Origin of the sequence: Paenibacillus amylolyticus (genome assembly GCF_047302515.1) — a bacterium.
Taxonomy (GTDB): domain Bacteria; phylum Bacillota; class Bacilli; order Paenibacillales; family Paenibacillaceae; genus Paenibacillus; species Paenibacillus amylolyticus_G.
Map to the genome: position 1 here is coordinate 5,511,113 of NZ_CP168019.1, position 22,664 is coordinate 5,533,776.

Genomic DNA, 22,664 nt, shown 5'->3' on the forward strand with positions numbered 1-22,664 from the left:
TAGAGCACATTGATCGAGAGCATAAAAAAGAAAGGGATGTCCTATAAGTCATGAATATGACAGAGGACATCCCTTGTTCGTGTTATTTTGTTTTAATGAACCTGAGACCCTTACTCCACCTTGAATCGCGCAGCCGATTCGGCCAGCTTTTGCGTCAATTGATCGATCGTATCAACCATGTTGGCCAACTGCTGTACTGTTGAAGATTGCTCCATCATGGTTGCTGTTACCTCTTCAACCGAAGCGGATACCTGCTCTCCTGAAGCCGACAAACTATGGGCAGACTCCAGTACGTCATCCTTGTTCTGTAACATCTCCTGCATCTGTCCTGCCATCGTAGCGATCTGTTGATTAATGACCGTTACCTTCTCCAAAATCACATCAAATGCCTGGCGAGTCTGCAAGACAAGCTCATCCTGTCTGGACGAGATGGTGTGAATTTCGGCAACACTTTGGTTGTTCTCGGCGACATCGGCCAGATTCTGCTCGATAATGCTGGAGATTTCCTTGGATTGGCGGGAGCTCTGCTCTGCCAGGTTGCGGATCTCTTCGGCCACAACCGCAAATCCTCTGCCATGCTCACCTGCCCGTGATGCTTCAATTGAAGCATTCAATGCAAGCAGATTGGTCTGCTTCGCAATCTGGCTGATGGCTTCCGTGATCTGACTAATACTGCCCGAACTGGTTTGAAGTTTGACGGTAATCTCCGAGATTTTCTCCACTTCCCGTTCGTTCACCTCGTTGATACGCATCAGTTCATTCACGACTTCATTCCCGTTGTGGAATACCGTTTCGATCTCATCCGCTCTTGCCTTCACATCCTGTGCACTGCTGTTCATGGCAGCCACTTTATCGCCAAAGCTGTTGAATTTGCCTGCAATCTGCTCGGTATCTTCCGATTGAGCCTCCATGGCTTTGGCAATCCCCATGGACGTCGCCGATGTCTCATCAATGGATCTTGCCGTCTGTCTGGATGTCTCCTCCAACTCCTGAGTGCTGGCCTGAAGGACATGAATCGAACTATTCATATCGGTAATCAGGTTTCTGTTCTGCTCCACCATACCATTGAAGCTCTCCGCCAGATCCTTGAATTCGCTGTTATACTTGCCATTGGCCTTAACGGTCAGATTGCCTTGAGCAAGCTGTTGGAACAGACCGCTCAGACGTATGATAGGTCTTGTAATACTGCGAGAAATCAGCAATCCCACACCAATAGCCAGAGCAATCCCGATCAATATCACGATAACCATCTGGCGCTGCATATCCTCTATCGGACGCTTGATATCGGCATAATCGTCAATAATGAGCACAGAGAGATCTGCACCCGGAATCTGATTAATACGATAGTAGGTATCTTCTCGATCCATCGAAGTGATTTTCACTTTGTCAGTGGCTCTAGCCTCGATAATTCCCATCGCGTCCTTATCTTCTTCCAGCGTTTTTCCCACAACGGAAGGGTCCAGTGAATCATACATAATGATGCCGCTCCGACTCAGTACTTCAACTCTGCCTTGACCATTGATTTTAATGTCTCCGAGTTGCCCCAGGAAGAAGCTGCTGTCCACCGACATAGCAAGCACACCCAGGTTATTCCCCTCTTCATCGGTGATAGGCTCCGAGAATACAATAATGAGCTTCTTGCCAGTCTTAGAGACGACCGCGTCACTGATGAAGGATTTCCCCTGTATAGATTCCTTAAAATATTCCCGATCTCCCCGTGACTGACCAATGACTTCTGGCATGGTTCCTGCCACCATGATTCCTTCCTTATCAAAAACGAACAGATCTGGCTTACTTCCTTCCGTTTCCGATATACTGTCGGTCAAGATCGTATTGGCCTTATTGAAATACGGGTTCTCATCCGATAAAAATTCTTCATCCGTCATGTCAGTTGTATCACGCAACTTTAAGAGTTCTTTAAAAGTACTATGTACGGATATCGCATGACTCAATTGTTGTTGAAGCTGCATAGCTGTCCAAAGCCCTTCCCCAAGGCGGTCAGCCATCACATTCATTTCATCCTTGCTTTTCTTGACCACAACATCAGATGAAATCATATAACTTGTGGTCGTTGCACCAAGCAGAACCAAAACAACCAATACACTGATCATGAAAGGCAGCTTGATTTTAAGCGACATATTTTTGATCTTATGTCCTACACCTTTTCTTTTCCCCATTTCCTTCTCCCCACTTCCCTGAACCATCTGCATCTGAACGATGTACATACATTATCGGAAAAATCCATAGTAAAATTGATCAATTAGGGAGATATTGCCACTGTTTTTCTTTTTTTGAAATTCTGATAGCAACATAAAAAAATGGCCTGTCAGATCGACTATCCATCTTTGGAATGGATGTTGCCGTTATCTAACAGACCGTTTTAAGTTTTTTTATGAATCTATTAAGTTTACTTGCGCAATCTCCGGGAACTCAATGAGTGATGACCATTCTGCAAGAATGTACTGCGCGTATTCTTCATCTGTTCAATCCGTCGCTCAGCCAGACGATCTGCGGCAACATAGGTAGCGATGCCCTCGGTACGTGAGCTTTCGAATATTTTCTCCAGATTGGAATAGATCTCTCCGATCTTGCTCCACGCCCGATCCGCGTTATAACCGTTCAACTCATCCGCAATGTTAATTACACCACCTGCATTGATAACATAGTCAGGCGCATATACGATGCCCATATCATACAGCTGATCCCCATGACGGGTCTCCAACAGCTGATTATTGGCACAGCCCGCTACAACCTTTGCCTTGAGCGTTCTGAGCGTATCGTCATTAATCGTGCCGCCCAGTGCACATGGTGCATAGATATCACACTCCACACTAGTGATGTCTGCGGGATCAACTGCTGTCGCGCCGAAGCGGTCCACAGCCTGTTTCACCGAGTCCTTATGGATATCCGTAACGATCAGATGTGCACCTTCCTCATACAGATATTTGCACAGATGCATCGCCACATTGCCGACACCTTGGACCGCTATCGTTTTACCCTCCAGCAGATCGGTACCAAATGCTTCTTTGGCCGCTGCCTTGATCCCCCGATATACACCCCAAGCCGTTGCAGGCGATGGGTTACCGGATGAACCATAACTCGCGGAGATGCCTGTCACATAATCGGTTTCCTGATAGATCAGGTTCATGTCCTCTTCCGTTGTTCCCACATCTTCGGCAGTGATATAACGTCCGTTCAACCCTTGAATATATCGTCCAAACGCCCGAAACATCGCTTCGTTTTTGTCGCGCCGCGGATCTCCGATGATAACGGTTTTGCCACCGCCCAGATTGAGGCCAGATACCGCATTCTTATATGTCATACCACGGGCAAGGCGCAGGGCATCTTCAATGGCTGCTTCTTCTGAAGCGTAAGTCCACATCCGCGTGCCTCCCAGCGCAGGGCCGAGTGTTGTGTCGTGTATGGCGATAATTGCTTTTAACCCTGAATTTCGATCCTGGCACAGAACCAGTTCCTCATAATCGTGATGCTCCATTGCTTCAAACCAACTCATGTGCTAACCGTCTCCTCCAACCATTTTTGCGATCCAATCGCATTGTTCTCTATTCATTGACCATCCTCTATTGTACCCATGAATACCCAGTTTGTGCAAAATCACATCGCAATGTCAGAGAAGCATCGATCGATGTTTCTCATATGGCGGGAGCATAGCGGTCGAATTTCAGATTATAATTTTATCGTCTATCAATAGAAAAACCTCTCTCCCTTACAGGAGAAAGGTACACTTCCCTCAACTGCATCAACTTAATCGCCCCAAGTAGGCCACTTGATCATTCACATTTAAGGGAGCGTTTCGACCACATTGATTGGATGCAAATCGCCATCCACAGCGAATGAAGCCTGTCCTGTCTCCTCGGAGACAACCAACACAACCGCATCCGTCAATTCACTTAAACCCAATGCAGCCCGATGACGAGTGCCTATTTTTCGTTCATGCACTTCCGCTTGCGACAACGGCAGCACATTACCAGCGGATACAATTTGATTGCCACGAATCAACACAGCCCCATCATGCAGAGGTGCACCGGGAATAAATAGCGATTCCAGCAGCGCATGCGTCACTCTTGCATCCACAGCCACACCTGAATGAATGATCGACTCCAACGGAATCTCCCTTTCAATCACAATCAACGCCCCATATCTCCGGTCAGATAGATGCTGCACGCTCGATGTTAATTCGGCAAACTTCTCGGTAAAGGGTGACAGATAACAATCCAGATAAAACGAAGAGGCGAGCACCTCAATCTGCTTGATTTCCGCTCGAATCTCTGCAAATTGCCCCAGCAGGCAGGCACTGTCATTGTCAAATTGGGATAACGTCAGATTCATACGCTCTGCTACACGATGGAGGTCTGCCTTAAGCTTCTGCCTCATCGAGGAACTGTCACAGTCTGCTTGCTGAGTCATCATTCGCCGCCTCCTTGGTTGGGTTGGGCTTCACGCCGCATCATTAGTACCCATACCTTCCCCTCTGGAGCAGATATTTATGCAATGGCAGGGTGGTAGGAGCTAATCATGGGCTTCATTGTAACTGATATAACAAGCAAAAAAAGAGCCTGTCCGAAAAACTGCACGGTCAGACTCTATTCGCATAATAATTTGATGTTTGTCTACTTTACTTATTGCGCTTTGCCGTATGAACCTGTCTTAAATGTAGTCGGATCATACCATTTGTACCCTGCCGCTGGTGCAGCCCATGGCTCAAGTTGCGGCTCGGTTGATGCAGCCGGAGCTTCGATAGGAAGCAGGCTTGTTGCCGTATCCAATGTCAGTCCTGGCACTTGTGCCAGACTGGTGTAACTCTCTTTGACCGCGAGCCATTTCACAGTATTCACAAGGAACGTTGCATCGTCCACTTCTTTGAATCCATCATAGGTCTTCTTGGTAGCACCGGTCTCTTCACGCAAATATTTCGGAGTCGCGTCTTCCACAGGTGAAGAGTCACCGATAAATGCGGCTTTGCCCGCACCAACCTTTGCAATGGCTGCATAGGCTCCTTCAGCTCGTCCACCACCATTATATACGCCCTGATCCACAGCATTGCCCCACTTGGACACACCACTTGGTACATACACCAAGCCTTTGGCCTTGTTCGGGTCTATTATCGCAATGGTCGATCCCGCATGCATGGCTACAGAATTGACACCGGCCGTAATGCCAAAGGATTGTGCAGGTGCAACGATATCCGATGCGTTCACATCTCCCAGGGCATTGTAGCGGAAACGGACACCAAAGTTCGTCGCGAGCCAGTCTGAACTCGTCACACTCTGCATGGCTGGTGATTCGGCTTCAGCCGAAGACATGCCTTTGGCTGGATTCAAGAAGGCACCGCGGCGATAACCGTTGAATACTTCGGAAGAATCCCAGCGGTTTTTGTTGCGGTCTGCATTATAGTGGTCGGAAATGAAGAAGATACTTCCTCCGTTCTGCACGTACTGCACCAGCGCAGCCTGCTCAGTCGCTTTGAACGGCACGTTGGCTTCGCCAATGACAAAGACGTGGTAATCTTTCAATTTATTATAGGTGATGGCTTGCTCACCGAATGTATACGGGATGCTGCGTTCCAGCTGATCCACGGCAAAGCCTGCGTTTCGCAAACCATTGGCAAAATCCGAAAATGCCCCGTCAATAATCCAGTCGGCAGCACCTGCTGTCTGGGCGTGGGTATTATCGAACAACACCTTCTTGCCGGTACCATCCGGCAGTGTTGTGCCCGGGTTTGGTTCTGGATCAGGATTGGTTGTTCCGGAGGAAAGCGCGATGGACGTTGGGTTTTTGACTCCTGCATAGCTGTTGTAGGCACCGAGGGTTCCGGTTACGATGATCTTTTTGCCTACAAGACTGGGGTTGGACGCCAATCCATATTGCGAACGGAAAGATGAGGGAACCTGTACATCCAATAATCTGGCGTTAGTTCGCTCTGACGCTGAATCCGCAATCAGAACATTAAAATCATTGGCATACGGAGATGTAAACTTCGCGGTAAGCGACCCGGTAGCATGTCCAACAATGATTCCTTCAACCGTTGCTGTTCCTCCACCGCTCTGGGCAGCGATGGCCTGAGATACCGTAAGTGGTGCTGCAGCTTGTACCGGACTTTGCGAACCCGGCCCCAGCAGTGCGGTTGCCATCATGATAAAGACCAGGAATGCCCCGATCCAGTGCTGCCATAACGCCTTTTTCATATTCCCTTTCTCCTCCTCATAATTACCTGATAATGGGTTATCCTCCTTTAATTTAATTGTTCATATGCTGAATTCCTCTTTCTTTTTGTAAAGTTTATGAAAAAGTTTAGAAGTTGAGTCTATTGGCCCATACTGATAATCATTAGGATTCCATTTACCGAAGGAGTAAAACGATGATGAAATTGGTGTTTTTGTTGCTCTTGTTGATTGTTCCGCTGATTATGGCTTATGTTGCTCTTCGTTCCCGGATGGTTAGACGATTGTTTCATATTCTTGCGCTACTCTGTTTCTATAGTGCGGCAACCGTCATTGCTGGTGATGTGTATGCGACGAATGCTCATATGACCACATTCACCACCGAGATTCATCATTTCCTGTTGAATGGCTGGTTCCTGTATCCGTCTGCATATCTCGGTGTATACATTCCCTATGTGCTGTGGATGAGCCTATTTTCAGAAAAAAGTTAAATTAGATGCGGACTTGGGATTGCATTTTACCAGCGTTCATTGCATAATGAATATATAAACGTGATAATGATTATCATTCTTGAACTTGTCTCTTTGTAACTTTCTACTGCATATGATTTTACGATTTTATAGATAAAGGGGAACGAACATCGAATGAATACAACTCTGCAAAAGGCTGATCTGCAGCTTGACGATTATTTGGATCTTCTGAACCTGGCAACCAACCTGGGTGATACGAGATGGCAAAAGGAAATTATCCGTAAGTTGGCTTATACTTATCCCGCAGTTCAATGTAAACAACCACAATAGCATTCCACATACATCAGAGCTCAATAACCCATTCTTTACATGAATCGGTTATTGGGCTATTTTTATTTTACAATATAATTGATCTAAACATTTACACGAGAAACGGAGAGGACAGAAATAACCTGAAGAAGCGGAGCGTTCGCCTTTATCCCCGGATTTTCCCTTTTGAAAAAGGGGATCAAAAAAATCTGGGGGTAACAGCGATCGGAAGGTTGTTCTGTCATCGGAGTGGCAAGTGTAATATTCTTTAGTTCAATTGATATAGGAGTGAACAATGATGCAACTGGAGACCGACAGACTGATCATCCGGGATATTCTTGAGACCGATTGGGAGAGGATTCATGCCTATACTTCCATGCCGGAAGTTACACAGCATACAGCGTGGGGGCCGAATACCGAAGAAGATACACGAGCATACGTGCAGTTTGTATTGGACACACAGCAGGCACATCCAAGAGAGGGCTTTGAACTTGCAATATGTTTGAAAAGTGATGGAACTCTCCTTGGCGGAGTGGGCATTCACGTTATGGAGAAAACCAATGCAGAGATCGGTTACGTCCTTAATCCCGCCTATCAAGGAAAAGGGTATGCGGCCGAAGCAGCCAGTGCTCTACTAGGCTTCGGTTTCAACGAACTCGGCATTCACCGAATTTACGCCAAATGTCGTCCGCACAACACAGCTTCGGAGAACGTCATGAAGAAGATTGGCATGCAGCGTGAAGGTCTGCTGCGGGAGCACTGGTTCTACAAAGGTTCCTTTCATGACTCTGTGATCTATTCGATTCTTGCAAAGGAATATGCAGGTGAACAATTACAAAGAAACACAAAAAGCTGACTCCCTGGTCATACCCCTGTCAAGTAGACAGATGAAAAAAGCTATGCTGCCAGTGCGCATCGATATTCAATCGGTGCGCGCTGTTTGAGTTTGGCTTGAAAGCGTCGGTAGTTGTAATTGTACATGTAATCTTCCACGGCTTGTCGAATCTCTGCTTCTGAATTACACTGGTTAAGGTACAGCTTCTCTGTCTTGAGATGCGAAAAGAAAGATTCGATGCATGCGTTATCCAGGCAGGTTGCTTTGCGAGAGTGGCTGCCTTTGACGCCAAATGCTTCTAATCGTGAGTTGTACGCCTGAGACGTGTACTGGAAGCCCTGATCCGAATGGAGCACGGCTTCCGAAACGTCTCTTTTTTGTGTCCATTGTTCCACCGTATCCAATACGAGCTGAACATCGTTCCGTTTAGATAACTGCCAAGCTACAATCTCGTTGTTGAACAAGTCTTGAATGACAGACAGGTAAACGAATGCGCTCCCATCCGAAATATAGGTAATATCCGTTACCATTTTTTGCTGGGGTGCTGTAGCGTGAAATTGGCGCTTCAGGCGATTCGGATAGATCACAGATGGCGTATAGCTGGACTTCTTCCGCTTCTTACGAATTACCGATTGGATCGATAGTTCCCGCATGATTCGCCATACTTTCTTGTGATTAACGTTCAGACCAGCCTCCCACAACGCCGTTGTCATGCGAGGATAACCAAACTCTCGGTTTGCAAAATGAATAGCCATCATGTGTTCTTTGATCTCACGGTCACGTTCTTGTCTTGCGTCTCGCTGCGGCTGGGTTGCTCGCCATTTATAGTAACTGGATCGGGGTATTCCTGTAATCGATAGTAGGCGTGTAATGCCATGCGAGCAGCGCAATTCATCGATGATATCGTAGTTCTCCCGTTGGCTCAGCGCTTCTCCTTTACTAGATTTGGATACCGCTTTTTTAAATAATCCACCTGTGCTTGAAGATAGTCTCGTTCTTCCTCCACGCTACCAAAGGCTGTACGGGGACGTCCCTTCAATGGATTGGGCACACTGTTTTTTCGTTCATCGAACGCTTCCCCGTTTTTCCACTTTTTCACCCACACCTTCAGTTGTGAACAGTTGCGAATTCCTTCGCGTTCAGCGACTACTTTGTAACTTGAAGAACCTTCGACATAGGATCTAACTGCATTCAATTTGAATTCTTCCGTATACGTCTGAAATGTTTGCCCTTTTTTCGCCATAAAAATATCCCCTCCAAGTATCACTTGAACCTCCATGATAACATGAAGGTTTTTTTAAGTGTCTACTTAAAGGGGATAATACCACCCATATATGGGACGCCAGCTTTTTTTCTTTTACTCCGTAACGACCCCAATCGCCAATGGAGGTGAAGCCTTGAAGCCTCATTTGGAATCCAAATCGAATTTGTTCCTCGGGAATGCAACCGTTGATCTTTCCTTATATAGGATTACCTCGGAACAAGTTATTTTACAGTCGGCAGAGCTCTACCGGGCAGCTTGGGAATGTCGGACATCCGCACATACAGCGCAGGGCTGCCAGGTCACGAATCATCAGTTTGCCGTCCATCATATCCAGCGTACCTTGTTCCTTCCATGCCCCCAGCATCCGCGTTACGCTCTCCCGGGTAGCTCCAATCATCTCGGCAAGATCGGTATGGTTCAGCTTCATGTCCAGCACAATGCCATCCGGTGTAACCCTGCCATACGAATTGCTAGCACGGATCAGTGTCGAAGCGAGCGCACCCGCCTTGCCATAGAGCAGCAAATCACGGAATCTCGACTGGGTAATCCGCTGCGACAGTGCCATCCATTGCAAGAATTTCAAGGCAAGGTCGCCATGTTTGCTGAGTATACTTTCCAGATCGCTAAGCGAGATAATGGCCAGTTCCCCTTTTTCTGCCATCTCTGCACTGTAGCTATGATTCAATCCGCCGATGCCGCCGAATTCACCGATGAGATCGCCGCTTTGCTGAATGGATAAAATAATTTCCTTGCCATCCTCCGTCGACTTGGTCATTTTCACTCGTCCCGAACGAATGTAGTACAGATATCCGGCTTCATCGCCTTCGAGAAAGAGACTATACCCCGACTTCACCCGTTTGGGCTGCATCTTTGCTTCAATCAGGCCCCATTGCTCAGATGTAACGAACGAAAGGATTCCGCCTGTTTCTCGTGTCATTTTGCCCGCCTCCGTTTGTTTCTGCTCTGCTCTTTGGGTTGTTCTTTCTACAAATACTGTACCCATAACCATCGTCCCCCTCGGTGATTCCTTATGTATCCATCATACCGCGAAAGTAGCGCGAGGGTTATCGGGGGATTACCTGATCATTAACGAGAAACTCCCTGAGTTTGCTGTGAGAAAAGTCACATTTCACCGTTATGCCTCATCCTTCGCATTTCTTCAATCCCTTGGTGCACCTGACTCAGGAGTCCTCCACTGCCCAAGTTCAGTAAATTATAGAACGGAAATAGGGGTTTTCCCTGAATTACAACGTAAGAGAAAGGGTCTACAATAGAACTAACAATGTAATACCCTTACTTTAAGATGATCCTGTTCAATGGTTAATGATAATAATTCCACTTTACGTACGTTATAATTCCGAAAAAGGAAGTGTCCTCTCATGCATGATGAACTGCCATCTGGCATTCAGGAGATGATCGACGGCCTGCGCCTGAACACATCCAGCGACTTCTGTGGACTTGCCTGTCTGAACGGGACGATGCTGCGCTGGAAGTATACCTCTGGGGCTAGTAATGAACGGGTGAAACGCATGGAAATGCGCCCCGGACAAGATCTGGTGGGCACAGCCCTTCGGACTGGACGCACAGCTCGATCTGATGCACAATCCACCGGGGAGCATACACCCGGTCGTTGCCCGTTAATGCTTGCTGAGCGGCTGGTATGTGCCATAGCGGTACCTGTGTTCCAGGAAGGAAGCGTGCCTGGCGCCGTGCTGCTCGTTGGCAGCAGACTGCCTTGCACCTTCTCCCCGGACATGATCCGGCAGACGGAGCAAATCGCTCTACATCTTCAGCCGCACGTATATGGATAACGACATCTGTCTTTAATATGGAAGAAGTCTTGTTATTTCCTTAGGGGAGTACCAAGACTTTTTTTATTATAGTTATTCACAGTGGAGCGAGCCTTAGTCTGTTCACCTGTCTTCGCTCATCTGTATACATCGACGTCACTCACACAGATTGATATAATCGAGTCCATACATCCATATGCTCATAGATAGTATATACAGCTAAGGAGGCCACAGATATGTTTGTACTGACAAATGCCAGTGTTATTCCATGGGAATCCACACAGCACAACAGTGCCATTTCCATAAAAACGCCTTCGTTGGTTACCTGCACAGCGACGGTGAACTATAGATATGGTAATGAACATGGTGTTTTACATAAAGGGCAGTTACTTTTTCTACATTCCCAGTGCTCCCTGGAGCTTATACATATCCCGCCTTCTGCCTTCACCTTGTATCATATCGGTTTTCAGGATTACGCATTAACGGAAGAGAGTCCTGACAAGCGTGTTTATCAGCTTACATCAGTGCACTTGCCCTCACATGGTTCGAAGACCGGAGCAAGTCCACAGGTTCTGCGAATGCTCGCAATCATCCAGGAACTTTCCGAAACCAGGACAGGAAGTGCCCAGACCGAAGAAGCCAGATCCCATTATCTGCTGAGTGAATTGCTTGAATTATTCAAGCTGGCGATTAAACCTTCTACAGAGATGGTAGACAGTATAATTCGTGAAGCACTTCGCTATATTAACCATCACTATGACAGTCATCTGACCCGTAAAGAACTCGCCAGATTAACCGGGTTTAATGCGAGCTACTTCTCCAGGTTCTTCCAAAAAGAGGTTGGACGCAGCTTCCAGGCTCACTTGACCCGAGTTCGTATGGACAAGACGAAGCAATACCTGTTGTCCACGCATGCCACCTTAAATGAAATTGCGCTGCTTGTGGGATACTCCGACGGTTTATACTTAAGTCGAAAATTTAAGCAGTTTACTGGGATTAGTCCAAGTGAATACCGACTACAGCCCCGCGCAAGACGAATTGCTACCGTACAATACACAGGAGATCTGTTAGCCTTAGGCGTTCAACCCATTGCCGCCTCATTCCTACCCTGGGCTATGTCACCGCTGATTCAAGACGAGTTGCATGATGTACTGGATTTGGATCAATATGGTGTGGAAGAAATCCTCCGAACTGAGCCACCTGATCTGATCATCACGCCAGATTATCTATACTATTTGCCCCATAAGCTCGAACAACTGGAACAGATTGCTCCGGTTATGGTCCTGCCATGGGACAAGTTAAATCGATTGGAGACCGTTCAACTTATCGGACGAATCATAGGTCGAGAGCAGGCTGCCGAAGACTGGATAAGGCATTACACCGCACTAGTCAGCAGTGGAGCTGAACGGCTTGGGGCTGCAATCCAGCCTGATGAAACCGTTGGGTTATATGAACTCTGGGAAGATGGCACGATCTGTATCTGGAATGTAACCGCCAGAGCGGCATACAACGTCTATTATGGACTCAATCTTACACCTCCTCCCAGTATTCTGCGTGACGTTCTGGAACCTAATAATCATCAGTTCATCCAGGAAGATCAATTGACGGAATATGCAGCAAACCATATGTTTCTCGTGCTTTCCTCACATGAAGGCGGTCTGTATCATGATGCACAAGTCAAACTCAGGGAACGACCACACTGGAACAAGATTATGAATAACGGAAATAGCCGGATATATCCTCTCAAGCTGGAACAATTCTGGTGTAATGATGCGCTGGCTCTGGAAAAGCAACTTCAGCTTATGGTAGATATCCTGATTCGGGAGAATGGTGAAAAGAACAGGTAACCATTGTCCATGCTCAAGAGGTCACATTTTGAGATGGACGATACTTGTATCCAAAAGCTACGATACTAAGGAGGTTTTATTGAGAAAGATAATCATTATTGATTGGGGAGAAGCAGAATGACAGGGGTTAAATCAAAATGGTGGACTGGGCTTATGTTCCTGGTACTGGTGATTGGAATTATTGGCTGCTCAAGCCAAGTGGAAGAAACGACAGAAAATAAACCTTCCTCACCTGTTGCTACAGAAGAACAACCGGCAGACAGCGCCGCAAAAACGCAGATCATATCCACCGTTAATGGAGACGTTGAAATACCCGCGAACCCACAGCGGATTGTGACACAGGGCTACCTCGCTGATTTTCTCGCACTTGGTATCAAACCCGTAGGCGCACCGGATTATGAGCTGGAAAGCCCTTATGTGCTTGATCTGGTTGAAGGCGTAGCAGACATTGGTCGTATTGACGGTGGTTCAGTGGAAAAAATCCTTTCACTTGAGCCTGACCTGATCGTCACTGTAGGTGGAGATGAGAAGCTGAATGAGCAATATCGCAAAATCGCACCAACCCTCATCATCCCTTATGGTACATACGACAATGTGCATGAGGAAATCACTGCTTTTGGAGAAATCTTAAACAAACAAAAGGAAGCCGCAGACTGGTTGTCCCAATTCGAAGTAAAAGTGAAGTCAGCCAAGGACTCCATTCAAGGGTTGGTCCAGGAAGGTACGACTTTTTCCAACTTCAGCCTTTTTGGTAAGGATTGGTATATTAACGGAGATGGTGTCAACCGCGGTGGGCAAGCCATCTACCAACAGCTCGGACTGAAAGCACCAGACATTGTACAAAAGGAACTGATTGATCAGGATAAAGATACTGTAACTGTATCCGAGGAGAAACTGGCGGATTATGCCGGTGATTATATTTTCCTGGATTTATCCAATGGTGGTTCGCTGGATGAAACATCACCCGTCTGGTCATCCCTGGACGCCGTGAAGAACAATCGAGTGTTCAAGCTGGATGGGGAACGGTTCTGGCCATATGATCCTCTTGCCGTGGAGGCACAGGTCCAGGAAATTGCCAATATGATTCAGGAACGTTTCAGCCAAACAGAACATTAAGGTTCAATGTTTCTATCCCACACGTTGAGTAAGAGAAGCTATTCGGAGATTAAAGCTCTGAATAGCTTCTTTTTTTGTTATGATATAGATAGAACTAAGGAAGCGGACAGGGGGAAATCATGTGATTCAACTATTAGTTGTAGACGACCATGTTGTCGTGCGTTCCGGGCTGATCGCCTTACTTGAAGGAAAGAATGATATACATATCGTTGGAGATGCCGCAGATGGCGATGAAGCCATTGCCAAGGCTCAAGAGTTGAAGCCAGATGTGGTCTTGATGGATTTCAGCATGCCACCAGGCAAAGACGGTCTGACCGCTACCGCTGAATTGAAGAAATTGATGCCAGATGTCTCCATTTTGATACTAACCATGCATGACGATGAAGAATATCTGTTCCGCGCCATCCACGCGGGAGCATCCGGATATATACTCAAAAGTGCGCCGCATGAAGAATTGCTTGCTGCGATTCGTTCCGTAGCAGAGGGTAGCGCCTATCTGTACCCCAGTGCGACCAAGCGGCTGATGAGTGAATACCTGGACAAAGCCAAACAGGAAAACGCCGGACCGTATGACACGTTATCCGAGCGGGAGAAAGAGATTTTGTCCTGGATTGCCAAGGGTTATGCCAACAAGGAAATCGCCGAACATCTGATCATCAGTGTCAAAACGGTCGAATCCCACAAAAGCAATCTAATGGAGAAACTTGGCCTGCGTACACGACCGGAACTGGTGAAGTTCGCTATGAAAAAGGGGTTGCTGAACTTTGAGTAGTGCACGCAAGAACAGACTAAGTGGACTCGCAGACCAGCCCGTACGCCTATTGCTAAACGAAATCGATAATCACATTACGGATAATGAATTTCGCAGCAGATTGAAGGGTTCCCTGCATCAACTGAGTGATCTGAAATTTGCCTTGGATGAATCCTCCATTGTAGCCCTGACAGACCGCAAGGGTAAAATCCAGTATGTGAATGATAAATTCTGTGAAATCTCGCAGTATGAGCGCGATGAACTGATCGGTAAGGATCATCGAATCATTAATTCCGGATACCATGGCAAAAGCTTTATGAAAAACCTGTGGGACACGATATCCTCAGGTAAGGTATGGAACGGGGAAATTCTCAATCGTGCCAGAGATGGCAGTCATTATTGGGTCAACACCACCATAGTGCCTTTCCTTGATAACGACGGCGAACCATATCAATACCTGGCTGTACGTAGTGAGGTCACCAAGCTGAAATCCGTCGAAGCCGAATTGCAAAAGATGATGTCCCAAGTGATGAATATTCAGGAAGAGGAACGACGCCGGATCTCGCGTGAACTGCATGACGGGATTGGACAGAGTCTCTTCTCTCTGGTGATTCAGATGGATCGCCTGCTGGCAGACCAGCCTCACCCCGGGGTTGAAGCACTTCGTAAACAGGTCACGGGTATCATGGAAGATGTACGCGGTATGGCATGGGAGCTGAGACCATCCGTTCTGGATGACCTGGGTGTTGTTCCGGCGATTCGTACGTATATCGAGAATTACACCCGTCACTACGGGATCGAAGTTGATCTGGAATGTAATTTGCGCAAACGACTGGAGATGAACCGGGAGATAGCTATCTACCGGATTATTCAGGAAGCCTTAACCAATGTCGCGAAGTATGCCGATGTTGCCGAGGCACGTGTTACTATAGAAGACGCTGAGAACATGACGATGGTTATTATTGAAGACCAAGGTGCTGGATTCAGCGAAGCAATCGCAGGCAATGGCGTTGGATTGTTCAGTATGGAAGAGCGTGCCCGTGGTGCAGGAGGAACGTTGAGAGTTTCTTCCGAGCCTGGCGAAGGGACCACCGTTACCCTTTTACTGCCCAAGACAGCCCAAGTATAACCGGACATGCTTCGTATCACACTTTGCGCTTCACTCCAGCTTATCTATTATTTAACGGCTGCTCGCTATTGGACTGTGCGAGTGGTCTTTTTATTTTCCGATTGGCCGAAATGACAAAATGAAGGCTAAAAATCGGTTAAATTCAATAATCATGATAAATAGATTGACTCCAGTTACGATTCGTCATTAAACTATGAATGCCACATACACATTGTATGTTTAGTGAAATTTTATTGTTTATTTCATATAGCGAGAGAAAAGGATGGTCAACATGTCAGAGAAACGCTCCTCCAAAGGAGGAGAAATTCCACAAATGTACAATCTGGACGAGATGGATCGCAAAATTATCGCCGCGCTTCACCACAACAGCCGAATATCCTATACGGATCTGGGGACACAGATCGGATTGTCACGTGTAGCTGTTCAGGCCCGCATTAATGCTTTATCCGAAAAAGGAATCATCGAACGCTTCACCGTTGTAATCAACCCTGGCAAGGTTGGGCTTCAGGTCTCGGCCTTTTTCAATGTCGATGTTGAACCGCCCTTCCTGGATGAAGTCGCTGAGAAACTGGATGAAGAGCCAGCCGTCACCAGCCTTTATCATATGACAGGCCCGAGTACACTGCACATGCACGGTATTTTTTCGGATATGGAAGAGATGGAGCAGTTTTTGCTGGAGAAGCTCTATAAGATGCCGGGTATCGTCAAAGTGGAATCACAGCTATTGTTGAAACGTTATAAAAGCCGGATGGGCATGAGACTCTAGGAGGAAATCAGCATGGGTTGGAAAGATTACAACGGTCTCGTCATCGGAATGGTACGAACCGGAATTCTCGGATATGGCGGCGGCCCTTCGGTGATCCCGTTAATCCGTTACGAAGCCGTTACGCGTTACAAATGGGTCAGTGATGAGGAGTTCGGCGAGATTTTGGCTATCGCCAACGCCTTGCCGGGTCCCATCGCGACCAAGATGGCCGCATATCTCGGTTATAAAACCAAAGGTGTGCTGGGCGCGATCGTGTCCGTACTCGCTCATATTTTGCCGACAAGCATTGCCATCATTGCTCTGCTCGGTTCCATGTACGCGCTACGCGAGTCGAAAGTGGTAGCAGGCATGGTAGCCGCCGTGCGGCCGGTCATTTTTGTCATGCTGGGCATGATGGCTTATGAATTTGCCATGAAAGCCTGGAAGGGACTTGGCAAAGCTTTTGCCGCCCTATTTGGCGTAATTGCTTTTGTACTATTGCAGCTACTGGATATCCATCCAGGGATTGTGATCGCAGTTTTCCTTGGATATGGTGTCTTCCATCTGGATATAGTCCAACGCTTCAAATCCAAAGGCAAATCCGATAAGGGGGTGTCCTAAGGATGCTCCAGACCTGGTGGGAATTATTTTGGGGATTTTTCGTAGCAAACATCTTGGGATATGGGGGCGGTCCGGCTTCCATTCCGCTCATGCAGGAAGAGATTGTGAACCATTACCAATGGATGACCACAGAGCAATTCGGTGATGTACTGGCGATTGGTAACGCCCTTCCCGGGCCGATTGCAACCAAAATTGCTGCATTTGTCGGGTACCACGTAGCAGGCTGGTTTGGGGCATTTATCGCAAGTTTTGCCACAATCGTACCTTCCGCAACCGCACTAATTATATTACTTCGTCTGTTGAACAAACATCGCACGTCACCAAAAGTCAAAGGCATGACCCTACTTGTGCAGCCTGTTATCGCTGTACTCATGATTCTGCTCACATGGGAATTCGGTCAGTTATCCACTGATTCCATCGGCATCTGGCAGACATTGATCATTGCAGGCATCTCGCTCTGGGTTATGACCAAGACCAAGCTGCACCCAGCCATCCTGATCGTGATCGCTTTCGCCTATGGTGCGCTGGTATTGTCTCACACGATGTAGTTATAGAACATACAGGGAACGATCCCTGATAAGACGTTTCAGATTCGTTAGCGCTTGAAGACATGCCTAGTTTATAAACAAAAAAACGGTGATACCAGCTATTAGCTGGCATCACCGTTTTTATTTGCGCGTTTCACACTCACATTTGGAAAAGCAATTACTTCGCTTCAACCACTACCGTTACTTTGGTTTTCACACCTGCAAATGTCACCGTAATCGTTGCTTTACCTTTGCCGTTCGCCTGAATAATGCCATCTTTCACCGATGCTGTTGCAATACGGGAAGATTTCCAGAGAGCCGGTTTGGATACATTAGCTTCACTGCCATCGGCATACGTTGCAGTAGCCGCCACAGTTACCTTTTCACCAGGTTTCATGGTCAACGTTACTTTATCCGTCTGCAAGTATTTCAGTGTATCCACATCTACAGCAATAGTGACGGACTTGCTACCGTATTTTGCTGTGATTTTGGCTTTACCTGAACCTGTAGCTTTGACTTTACCTTTGGTCACTTGAGCTACTTTGTAGCTGTTCGTTTTCCATTCAGCTTTGTCCGTAACATCACGCTCGCTACCGTCGCTCAAGAAGGCAGTTACCGTCAGATCAGCTGTATCGCCTGATTTCAGGGAAAGAACCGGCTCGGAAGCTTCAATACGTGTGATGACATCCACTTCAACTTGGATCGTCACTTTTTTTGAGCCGTATTCTGCTGTGATGTTGGCTTTACCACTGCTGTTACCCGTAATCACGCCTTTTTTCACATCCGCTACACGTGCATTGCTGGATTTCCAGGTTGCTTCGGATGTAACATCCAGCGTGTTGCCGTCCTCATCCGTACCTGTTAGAAGGATGGTCTGAGTTTCTTTGGTAGACAGAACAACGAAGTTCACATCTGCTTCCAGTCCACTTGCCATACCTACTTCAACAGGCAGAGTCAGTGTTTTGCCTTCAATTTTCGCGGTAATGGTTACCTTACCTATAGCAACACCTGTGATAACCCCTTTGCTATCTACCTCAGCGATTTTGTCGCTGCTGCTGCTCCAAGTTGCATCTTCAGATACATCTTTGGATGTTTCACCATACAACGCCAGTACTTTGGCAGATGTCGTTCCACCAACGGCTACCGATGCTTTCTTCTTGTCCATCTCATACTTGTCTGCTACGTCTACATTCACTGTGAATTTAACCGTTTTACCGCCATAAGCTACAGTGATCGTAGCCGTACCGGATTTGTATGCAATCAGATCGCCGTTTGATACATATACGACATCTGGGTTGCTTGAAGTCCATGTTGCTTTGGAAGTTACATTTTCTGTACTGGCATCAATATATTCGGCATTGGCTACCAATGTCTTAGACTTGTTATCACCGGTAACACTCATGGCGAGTTTGTCATTTACATCTTTGATATCCAGATATCTTGCCGTATCTACATCTACAGCAATTTCTACTGTTTTTCCACTGTAGGTTGCTTTGATCGTTGTTGAACCTGCGCTAATGGCTGTGATCTGTCCCTTGAATACCGTTGCAACCTTCTCGTTGCTGGATGTCCATGTTGCTTGATCCGTTACATTCACATCGCTGCTGTTTGGATAAGAAGCCGTTACAACGACATTAGCCGTTTTGGTTGTCTCGCTCAAACGGAAGAAAATGCTTTGTTTCTCCACACTCAGCTTGCTCGTCAGATCCACATCCACGTCAACGGATACGGATTTCGTACCGTATTTGGCTGTGATCTTGGCAGAACCTGCCGAGTATCCTGTAATTTCGCCTTTAAGAACGTCTGCGACCTTCTCATTGCTGGATGTCCACTCCGCCAGATCCGTTACATCTTTGGTTGTGCCATCTGGGTAAGTAGCCGTCACTTTCACACTTTCACTTTTGTTCAACAACAGGTTAACCTGCTGTTTATCTACATCTACACGTTTAACCACTTCAACGTTAACATCCACCGTCACGCTTTGGCTGCCAACTTTCGCAGTAATAACTGCCGTACCCGCACTTTGTCCAGTTACTTTACCATTCACAACGGTAGCAACCTTCTCATCACTGGTAGACCATTCTGCAGTACTTGCTGCTGCATTATTTGTTTCATTGTCACTATACGTTGCTGTCAAAATAATTTCTTTTGTATCTCCCGTGCGTAAATCCAGACTTTGCACGTTTTTCGAAAGGGCTTTGACCTTCTTCGTTACTTTCACTTGAACGGTCTGGCTCTGACCCTGGTAAGCTGCGGTAATCGTCGCTTTACCTTCCTTTTTGGCCGTGATTGCACCATTATATACAGTTGCTATCGAAGTATCTTCGCTACTCCAGGTTGTACTAATCGTTACATTAGCCGAGGTATTATCTGAATATACCCCTGTCACCGTAACAGACCCAGAATCACCAACTTCGAGCGACATCTCATTCTTGGAAACCACAATTTTGGACAGTTCTTTGTCTGCCGCAGCGGCCAAGCCTACGTTGGAAATACTCAGCATCAACACCAGCATCATCACCATGTACTTGGTCAATCTTGGCTTTAACATCATTTCCCCCCGATTATCATCATTTTTTTCCTTATGTTTTATGTCGGCAAGTCCTTTCCAGATGTTTAGACTTTCAGGAAATTTTCAGGTAATTCTATGGAAATTAATTTATCTTCGATTCCTGTTTCAACCGATCATACCTGCGAATATTGCGCATACCTATGTATATTGACTGTCTTGAACTTCTTTTAACAGGATTGGAGGAAACATAATGGTTCAGCCTTTTGATTACATCGGGTATTGGGAGGAAACATATCGTTCGGGTGAAACTTCTGGGAGGGGTTCATACGGGGTTTTGGCTGAATTCAAGGCCGAGGTCGTGAACGGACTGATTCAACGTGAAGGGATTCATCGTGTCATTGAGTTTGGATGTGGGGATGGCAACCAGTTGCAACACATGAATTATGAGGACTACCTGGGCGTGGATGTAGCGGCTTCTTCAGTAAAGCGTTGTGCTTCCCAATTTGCCAAGGATTCTTCCAAAAGCTTCATGCTGTATACACCAGGCCTATGGATTAACCGAGGTTTCCTGCAAGCCGACCTGACGGTCTGTCTGGATGTGTTATATCACATCACGGATGAAACAGATTTTCGCAATACCCTCTATGATATTCTGCACTCCTCAACAGCATGGGTGGTGCTTTACACCCGTTTGAAAGAAAACGGCAACCCGGGGATTGATACAATCCAGGACCGTAATCTGTTCGAATATCTCTTCGACTACCCTGATTTCAAAGTTCATGAGATTATTCCGCAGCGCTATCCAGATCAATCTTCTGCCGACTTTGTCATCCTGAGACGTACGCCTTCGAAGTGAAAAGTGGTTCTTTCAGTAGAGCATAGCTAAGTCTGCACCCAACTGGACCCGTAAGAATGAGATATTTATAGGCCAGATACTTCTTTTGTCTTCCTTCGTTTATGTACACCATCCACCTGTCCGCTCACCTTAATTTTCTATTCAAAGCTCAAATTTAGGTATACTCCATCTCCAATAGAAGGGATATTGTTCCTAATACTGGAGACAGCCGCACGCGGACAGGTGATGATGGTTTGCTAATGACGCTACTGACAACTAAATACTGAATATATAACTGGTTAACTGGTTGAATCTAATCAAATAATTTGAAGGCTCACAACACTAATACCTTACTAATCCGTTCTCATCTTCGGTTCTTCCAGCCCGTAGTTCTCAATTCTTCTTTTAAAATAACCCCGCATGTCCACGCAGCTTCGCCAGCGCTTCCATATAGAAATAATCGCCGTATATAATCGGTACATTCAACCCTCGCCCTTCCGGGTAATGCACCGTTCCCTGCATGATCAGACCTTCTTCCGCTGCCGAGTCGCCGGAGCTATAGTGCTCATGCAACCCGCGGACGATACGTTCTCCCGCGGCAGCATAGGTTTCCTCGCGCGGCGACAGCTTCGCCAGCTCAAGCAACCCGCTCGCGGCAATCGCCGCAGCGGACGAGTCCCACGCCACCTGATGCTCCGCAGGTGCGCGAAAATCCCACATCGGCACGATCTCTTCGCCAAGCATGGCGAGGAAGAAATCGGCCGCACGCTCCGCTGTCTCCAGATATCGGGCTTCGCCCGTATACCGGAAAGACAGCGCAAACCCGTGCAACGCCCAGGCGGTGCCCCGCGCCCAGGCGGAACCTGGAGCATGGCCCTGCCCGCCATGCTCTCGCAGCTTCTGCCCCGTGTGTGGATCAAACTCCACCACGTGGCAGATGGACCCGTCAGCGCGGATGAATTCGCGCGCCACGGTGTCAGCATGTGCTTCCGCCAGCCAGCGGAAGCGAGGATCGCCGCTCTGCTCGGATGCCCAGTAGAGCAGCGGCAGGTTCATCATGCTGTCAATGATGGCTACGCCGCGCGTATCCATTGCTGACGAGCTGAAGTTCCAGGCGCGGATAAACTCACCGCGCACGTGGAACCGGGCAGCGAGCAGGTTGGCGGCAAGCATGCCGCGCCGCCGTCCATCCATGCTGCCCGTCTGGCGGTAGTTGGCTACGCCACTAAGCAGCCAGATGAACCCCAGATCGTGATCCACCGATTCGGGATCACGCAGACAACCCTCCAGTTGCCGCTCACAGCTTTCGGCAATACGATGTAGCGGAGCGACCGCTTCACTTTCCGGCGCATCCCCATAGACCAGCCATAACAATCCAGGCCAGAAACCTGCTGTCCACCATTCCGGATCATTTCGATCATACGTCCCCTGCGGGGCAGTGTGTGGAAAAGTATCCTTGATCCGCTTTGCATTCCGAATTGTCTTGGTAGCCCCCTGTTGCCACGCTTCCTCGAGCCATTTTACCGACGTTGATGTGTTCATGAACATATCCCTCCTCGATTCAATACCAGACATCTATGCTTGATGCTCCAGCTCATCCTCAACTTATCTATAGCGTTGTATGCCGTAACTACATATCTATCAGTTAAATATCACTAATCATCCACGAATAACACTTTTAACTATCATTCGATATGTTTAGAGATGTTTCGAAATCTAATGATCCTCGAC

Annotated in this window: 21 protein-coding genes; 12 read left to right on the top strand and 9 right to left on the bottom strand. The window is 47.2% G+C overall.

Going from position 1 to position 22,664, the window contains the following annotated elements; genetic code table 11:
* Positions 1-110: 110 nt before the first annotated feature.
* The 4 genes from ACDJ59_RS24030 to ACDJ59_RS24045 all read right to left on the bottom strand — a co-directional run bounded on the left by ACDJ59_RS24030 (position 111) and on the right by ACDJ59_RS24045 (position 6,155).
* On the bottom strand, positions 111-2,177 hold the full coding sequence (locus tag ACDJ59_RS24030; RefSeq protein WP_413406342.1) for a methyl-accepting chemotaxis protein: 2,067 nt from the start codon (positions 2,175-2,177) through the stop codon (positions 111-113).
* A 230-nt stretch (positions 2,178-2,407) separates the two neighbouring features.
* A complete protein-coding gene (locus ACDJ59_RS24035) occupies positions 2,408-3,514 on the bottom strand; it encodes a Leu/Phe/Val dehydrogenase (protein WP_413406344.1) in 1,107 nt (368 codons plus the stop codon).
* A 287-nt stretch (positions 3,515-3,801) separates the two neighbouring features.
* Positions 3,802-4,431, bottom strand: coding sequence for a sporulation-specific diadenylate cyclase CdaS (gene cdaS, locus ACDJ59_RS24040; protein WP_413406346.1), 630 nt, complete (start codon positions 4,429-4,431; stop codon positions 3,802-3,804).
* A 209-nt stretch (positions 4,432-4,640) separates the two neighbouring features.
* Positions 4,641-6,155: a DUF6359 domain-containing protein gene (locus ACDJ59_RS24045; RefSeq protein ID WP_413409904.1), complete on the bottom strand. Its 1,515-nt coding sequence runs from the start codon at positions 6,153-6,155 to the stop codon at positions 4,641-4,643.
* 224 nt (positions 6,156-6,379) lie between these two features.
* Between ACDJ59_RS24045 and ACDJ59_RS24050 the strand changes: the two genes are divergently transcribed.
* The 3 genes from ACDJ59_RS24050 to ACDJ59_RS24060 all read left to right on the top strand — a co-directional run bounded on the left by ACDJ59_RS24050 (position 6,380) and on the right by ACDJ59_RS24060 (position 7,817).
* Entirely contained in the window at positions 6,380-6,673 is a 294-nt protein-coding gene (locus tag ACDJ59_RS24050; RefSeq protein ID WP_076253926.1) for a hypothetical protein, read from the top strand.
* Positions 6,674-6,826: 153 nt separating this feature from the next.
* Positions 6,827-6,982 carry a hypothetical protein gene (locus tag ACDJ59_RS24055; protein ID WP_017691064.1) on the top strand — a complete coding sequence of 52 codons (156 nt, stop codon included), beginning with the start codon at positions 6,827-6,829 and terminating at the stop codon, positions 6,980-6,982.
* A gap of 277 nt (positions 6,983-7,259) precedes the next feature.
* Entirely contained in the window at positions 7,260-7,817 is a 558-nt protein-coding gene (locus ACDJ59_RS24060) for a GNAT family N-acetyltransferase (RefSeq protein ID WP_413409905.1), read from the top strand.
* Positions 7,818-7,858: 41 nt separating this feature from the next.
* Here ACDJ59_RS24060 and ACDJ59_RS24065 read toward each other — a convergent pair whose 3' ends face one another.
* The 3 genes from ACDJ59_RS24065 to ACDJ59_RS24075 all read right to left on the bottom strand — a co-directional run bounded on the left by ACDJ59_RS24065 (position 7,859) and on the right by ACDJ59_RS24075 (position 10,063).
* Positions 7,859-8,722: an IS3 family transposase gene (locus tag ACDJ59_RS24065; RefSeq protein WP_413409867.1), complete on the bottom strand. Its 864-nt coding sequence runs from the start codon at positions 8,720-8,722 to the stop codon at positions 7,859-7,861.
* Entirely contained in the window at positions 8,719-9,039 is a 321-nt protein-coding gene (locus tag ACDJ59_RS24070; protein ID WP_413405187.1) for a transposase, read from the bottom strand. The genes ACDJ59_RS24065 and ACDJ59_RS24070 overlap by 4 nt, the downstream gene beginning before the upstream one ends.
* 247 nt (positions 9,040-9,286) lie before the next feature.
* Entirely contained in the window at positions 9,287-10,063 is a 777-nt protein-coding gene (locus ACDJ59_RS24075; RefSeq protein WP_235193905.1) for a Crp/Fnr family transcriptional regulator, read from the bottom strand.
* A gap of 376 nt (positions 10,064-10,439) precedes the next feature.
* On the opposite strand from ACDJ59_RS24075, the gene ACDJ59_RS24080 reads away from it, so the two are divergent.
* The 8 genes from ACDJ59_RS24080 to ACDJ59_RS24115 all read left to right on the top strand — a co-directional run bounded on the left by ACDJ59_RS24080 (position 10,440) and on the right by ACDJ59_RS24115 (position 17,607).
* Positions 10,440-10,871 (top strand): GAF domain-containing protein, encoded by a 432-nt coding sequence (locus ACDJ59_RS24080; protein WP_413406349.1) that lies wholly within the window; start codon positions 10,440-10,442, stop codon positions 10,869-10,871.
* Between the two features lie 215 nt (positions 10,872-11,086).
* Positions 11,087-12,697: a helix-turn-helix domain-containing protein gene (locus ACDJ59_RS24085; RefSeq protein WP_413406351.1), complete on the top strand. Its 1,611-nt coding sequence runs from the start codon at positions 11,087-11,089 to the stop codon at positions 12,695-12,697.
* Between the two features lie 117 nt (positions 12,698-12,814).
* Positions 12,815-13,813 carry an ABC transporter substrate-binding protein gene (locus tag ACDJ59_RS24090; protein ID WP_413406353.1) on the top strand — a complete coding sequence of 333 codons (999 nt, stop codon included), beginning with the start codon at positions 12,815-12,817 and terminating at the stop codon, positions 13,811-13,813.
* A 121-nt stretch (positions 13,814-13,934) separates the two neighbouring features.
* A complete protein-coding gene (locus ACDJ59_RS24095) occupies positions 13,935-14,585 on the top strand; it encodes a response regulator (RefSeq protein WP_017691068.1) in 651 nt (216 codons plus the stop codon).
* Complete coding sequence (locus tag ACDJ59_RS24100; RefSeq protein WP_413406356.1) at positions 14,578-15,693, top strand: PAS domain-containing protein; 1,116 nt, start codon at positions 14,578-14,580, stop codon at positions 15,691-15,693. The genes ACDJ59_RS24095 and ACDJ59_RS24100 overlap by 8 nt, the downstream gene beginning before the upstream one ends.
* 271 nt (positions 15,694-15,964) lie before the next feature.
* Positions 15,965-16,459 carry an Lrp/AsnC family transcriptional regulator gene (locus ACDJ59_RS24105; RefSeq protein WP_413406358.1) on the top strand — a complete coding sequence of 165 codons (495 nt, stop codon included), beginning with the start codon at positions 15,965-15,967 and terminating at the stop codon, positions 16,457-16,459.
* Between the two features lie 12 nt (positions 16,460-16,471).
* Entirely contained in the window at positions 16,472-17,059 is a 588-nt protein-coding gene (locus ACDJ59_RS24110) for a chromate transporter (RefSeq protein WP_413406360.1), read from the top strand.
* A 2-nt stretch (positions 17,060-17,061) separates the two neighbouring features.
* Entirely contained in the window at positions 17,062-17,607 is a 546-nt protein-coding gene (locus ACDJ59_RS24115; RefSeq protein WP_017691072.1) for a chromate transporter, read from the top strand.
* 157 nt (positions 17,608-17,764) lie between these two features.
* On the opposite strand, the gene ACDJ59_RS24120 is transcribed toward ACDJ59_RS24115, so the two are convergent.
* Positions 17,765-20,122, bottom strand: coding sequence for an Ig-like domain-containing protein (locus ACDJ59_RS24120; RefSeq protein WP_413406362.1), 2,358 nt, complete (start codon positions 20,120-20,122; stop codon positions 17,765-17,767).
* Positions 20,123-20,348: 226 nt separating this feature from the next.
* On the opposite strand from ACDJ59_RS24120, the gene ACDJ59_RS24125 reads away from it, so the two are divergent.
* Positions 20,349-20,954, top strand: coding sequence for a methyltransferase domain-containing protein (locus ACDJ59_RS24125; RefSeq protein ID WP_413406364.1), 606 nt, complete (start codon positions 20,349-20,351; stop codon positions 20,952-20,954).
* Positions 20,955-21,338: 384 nt separating this feature from the next.
* Here ACDJ59_RS24125 and ACDJ59_RS24130 read toward each other — a convergent pair whose 3' ends face one another.
* Positions 21,339-22,475 carry a glycoside hydrolase family 88 protein gene (locus ACDJ59_RS24130; RefSeq protein WP_413406366.1) on the bottom strand — a complete coding sequence of 379 codons (1,137 nt, stop codon included), beginning with the start codon at positions 22,473-22,475 and terminating at the stop codon, positions 21,339-21,341.
* Positions 22,476-22,664: the final 189 nt, after the last annotated feature.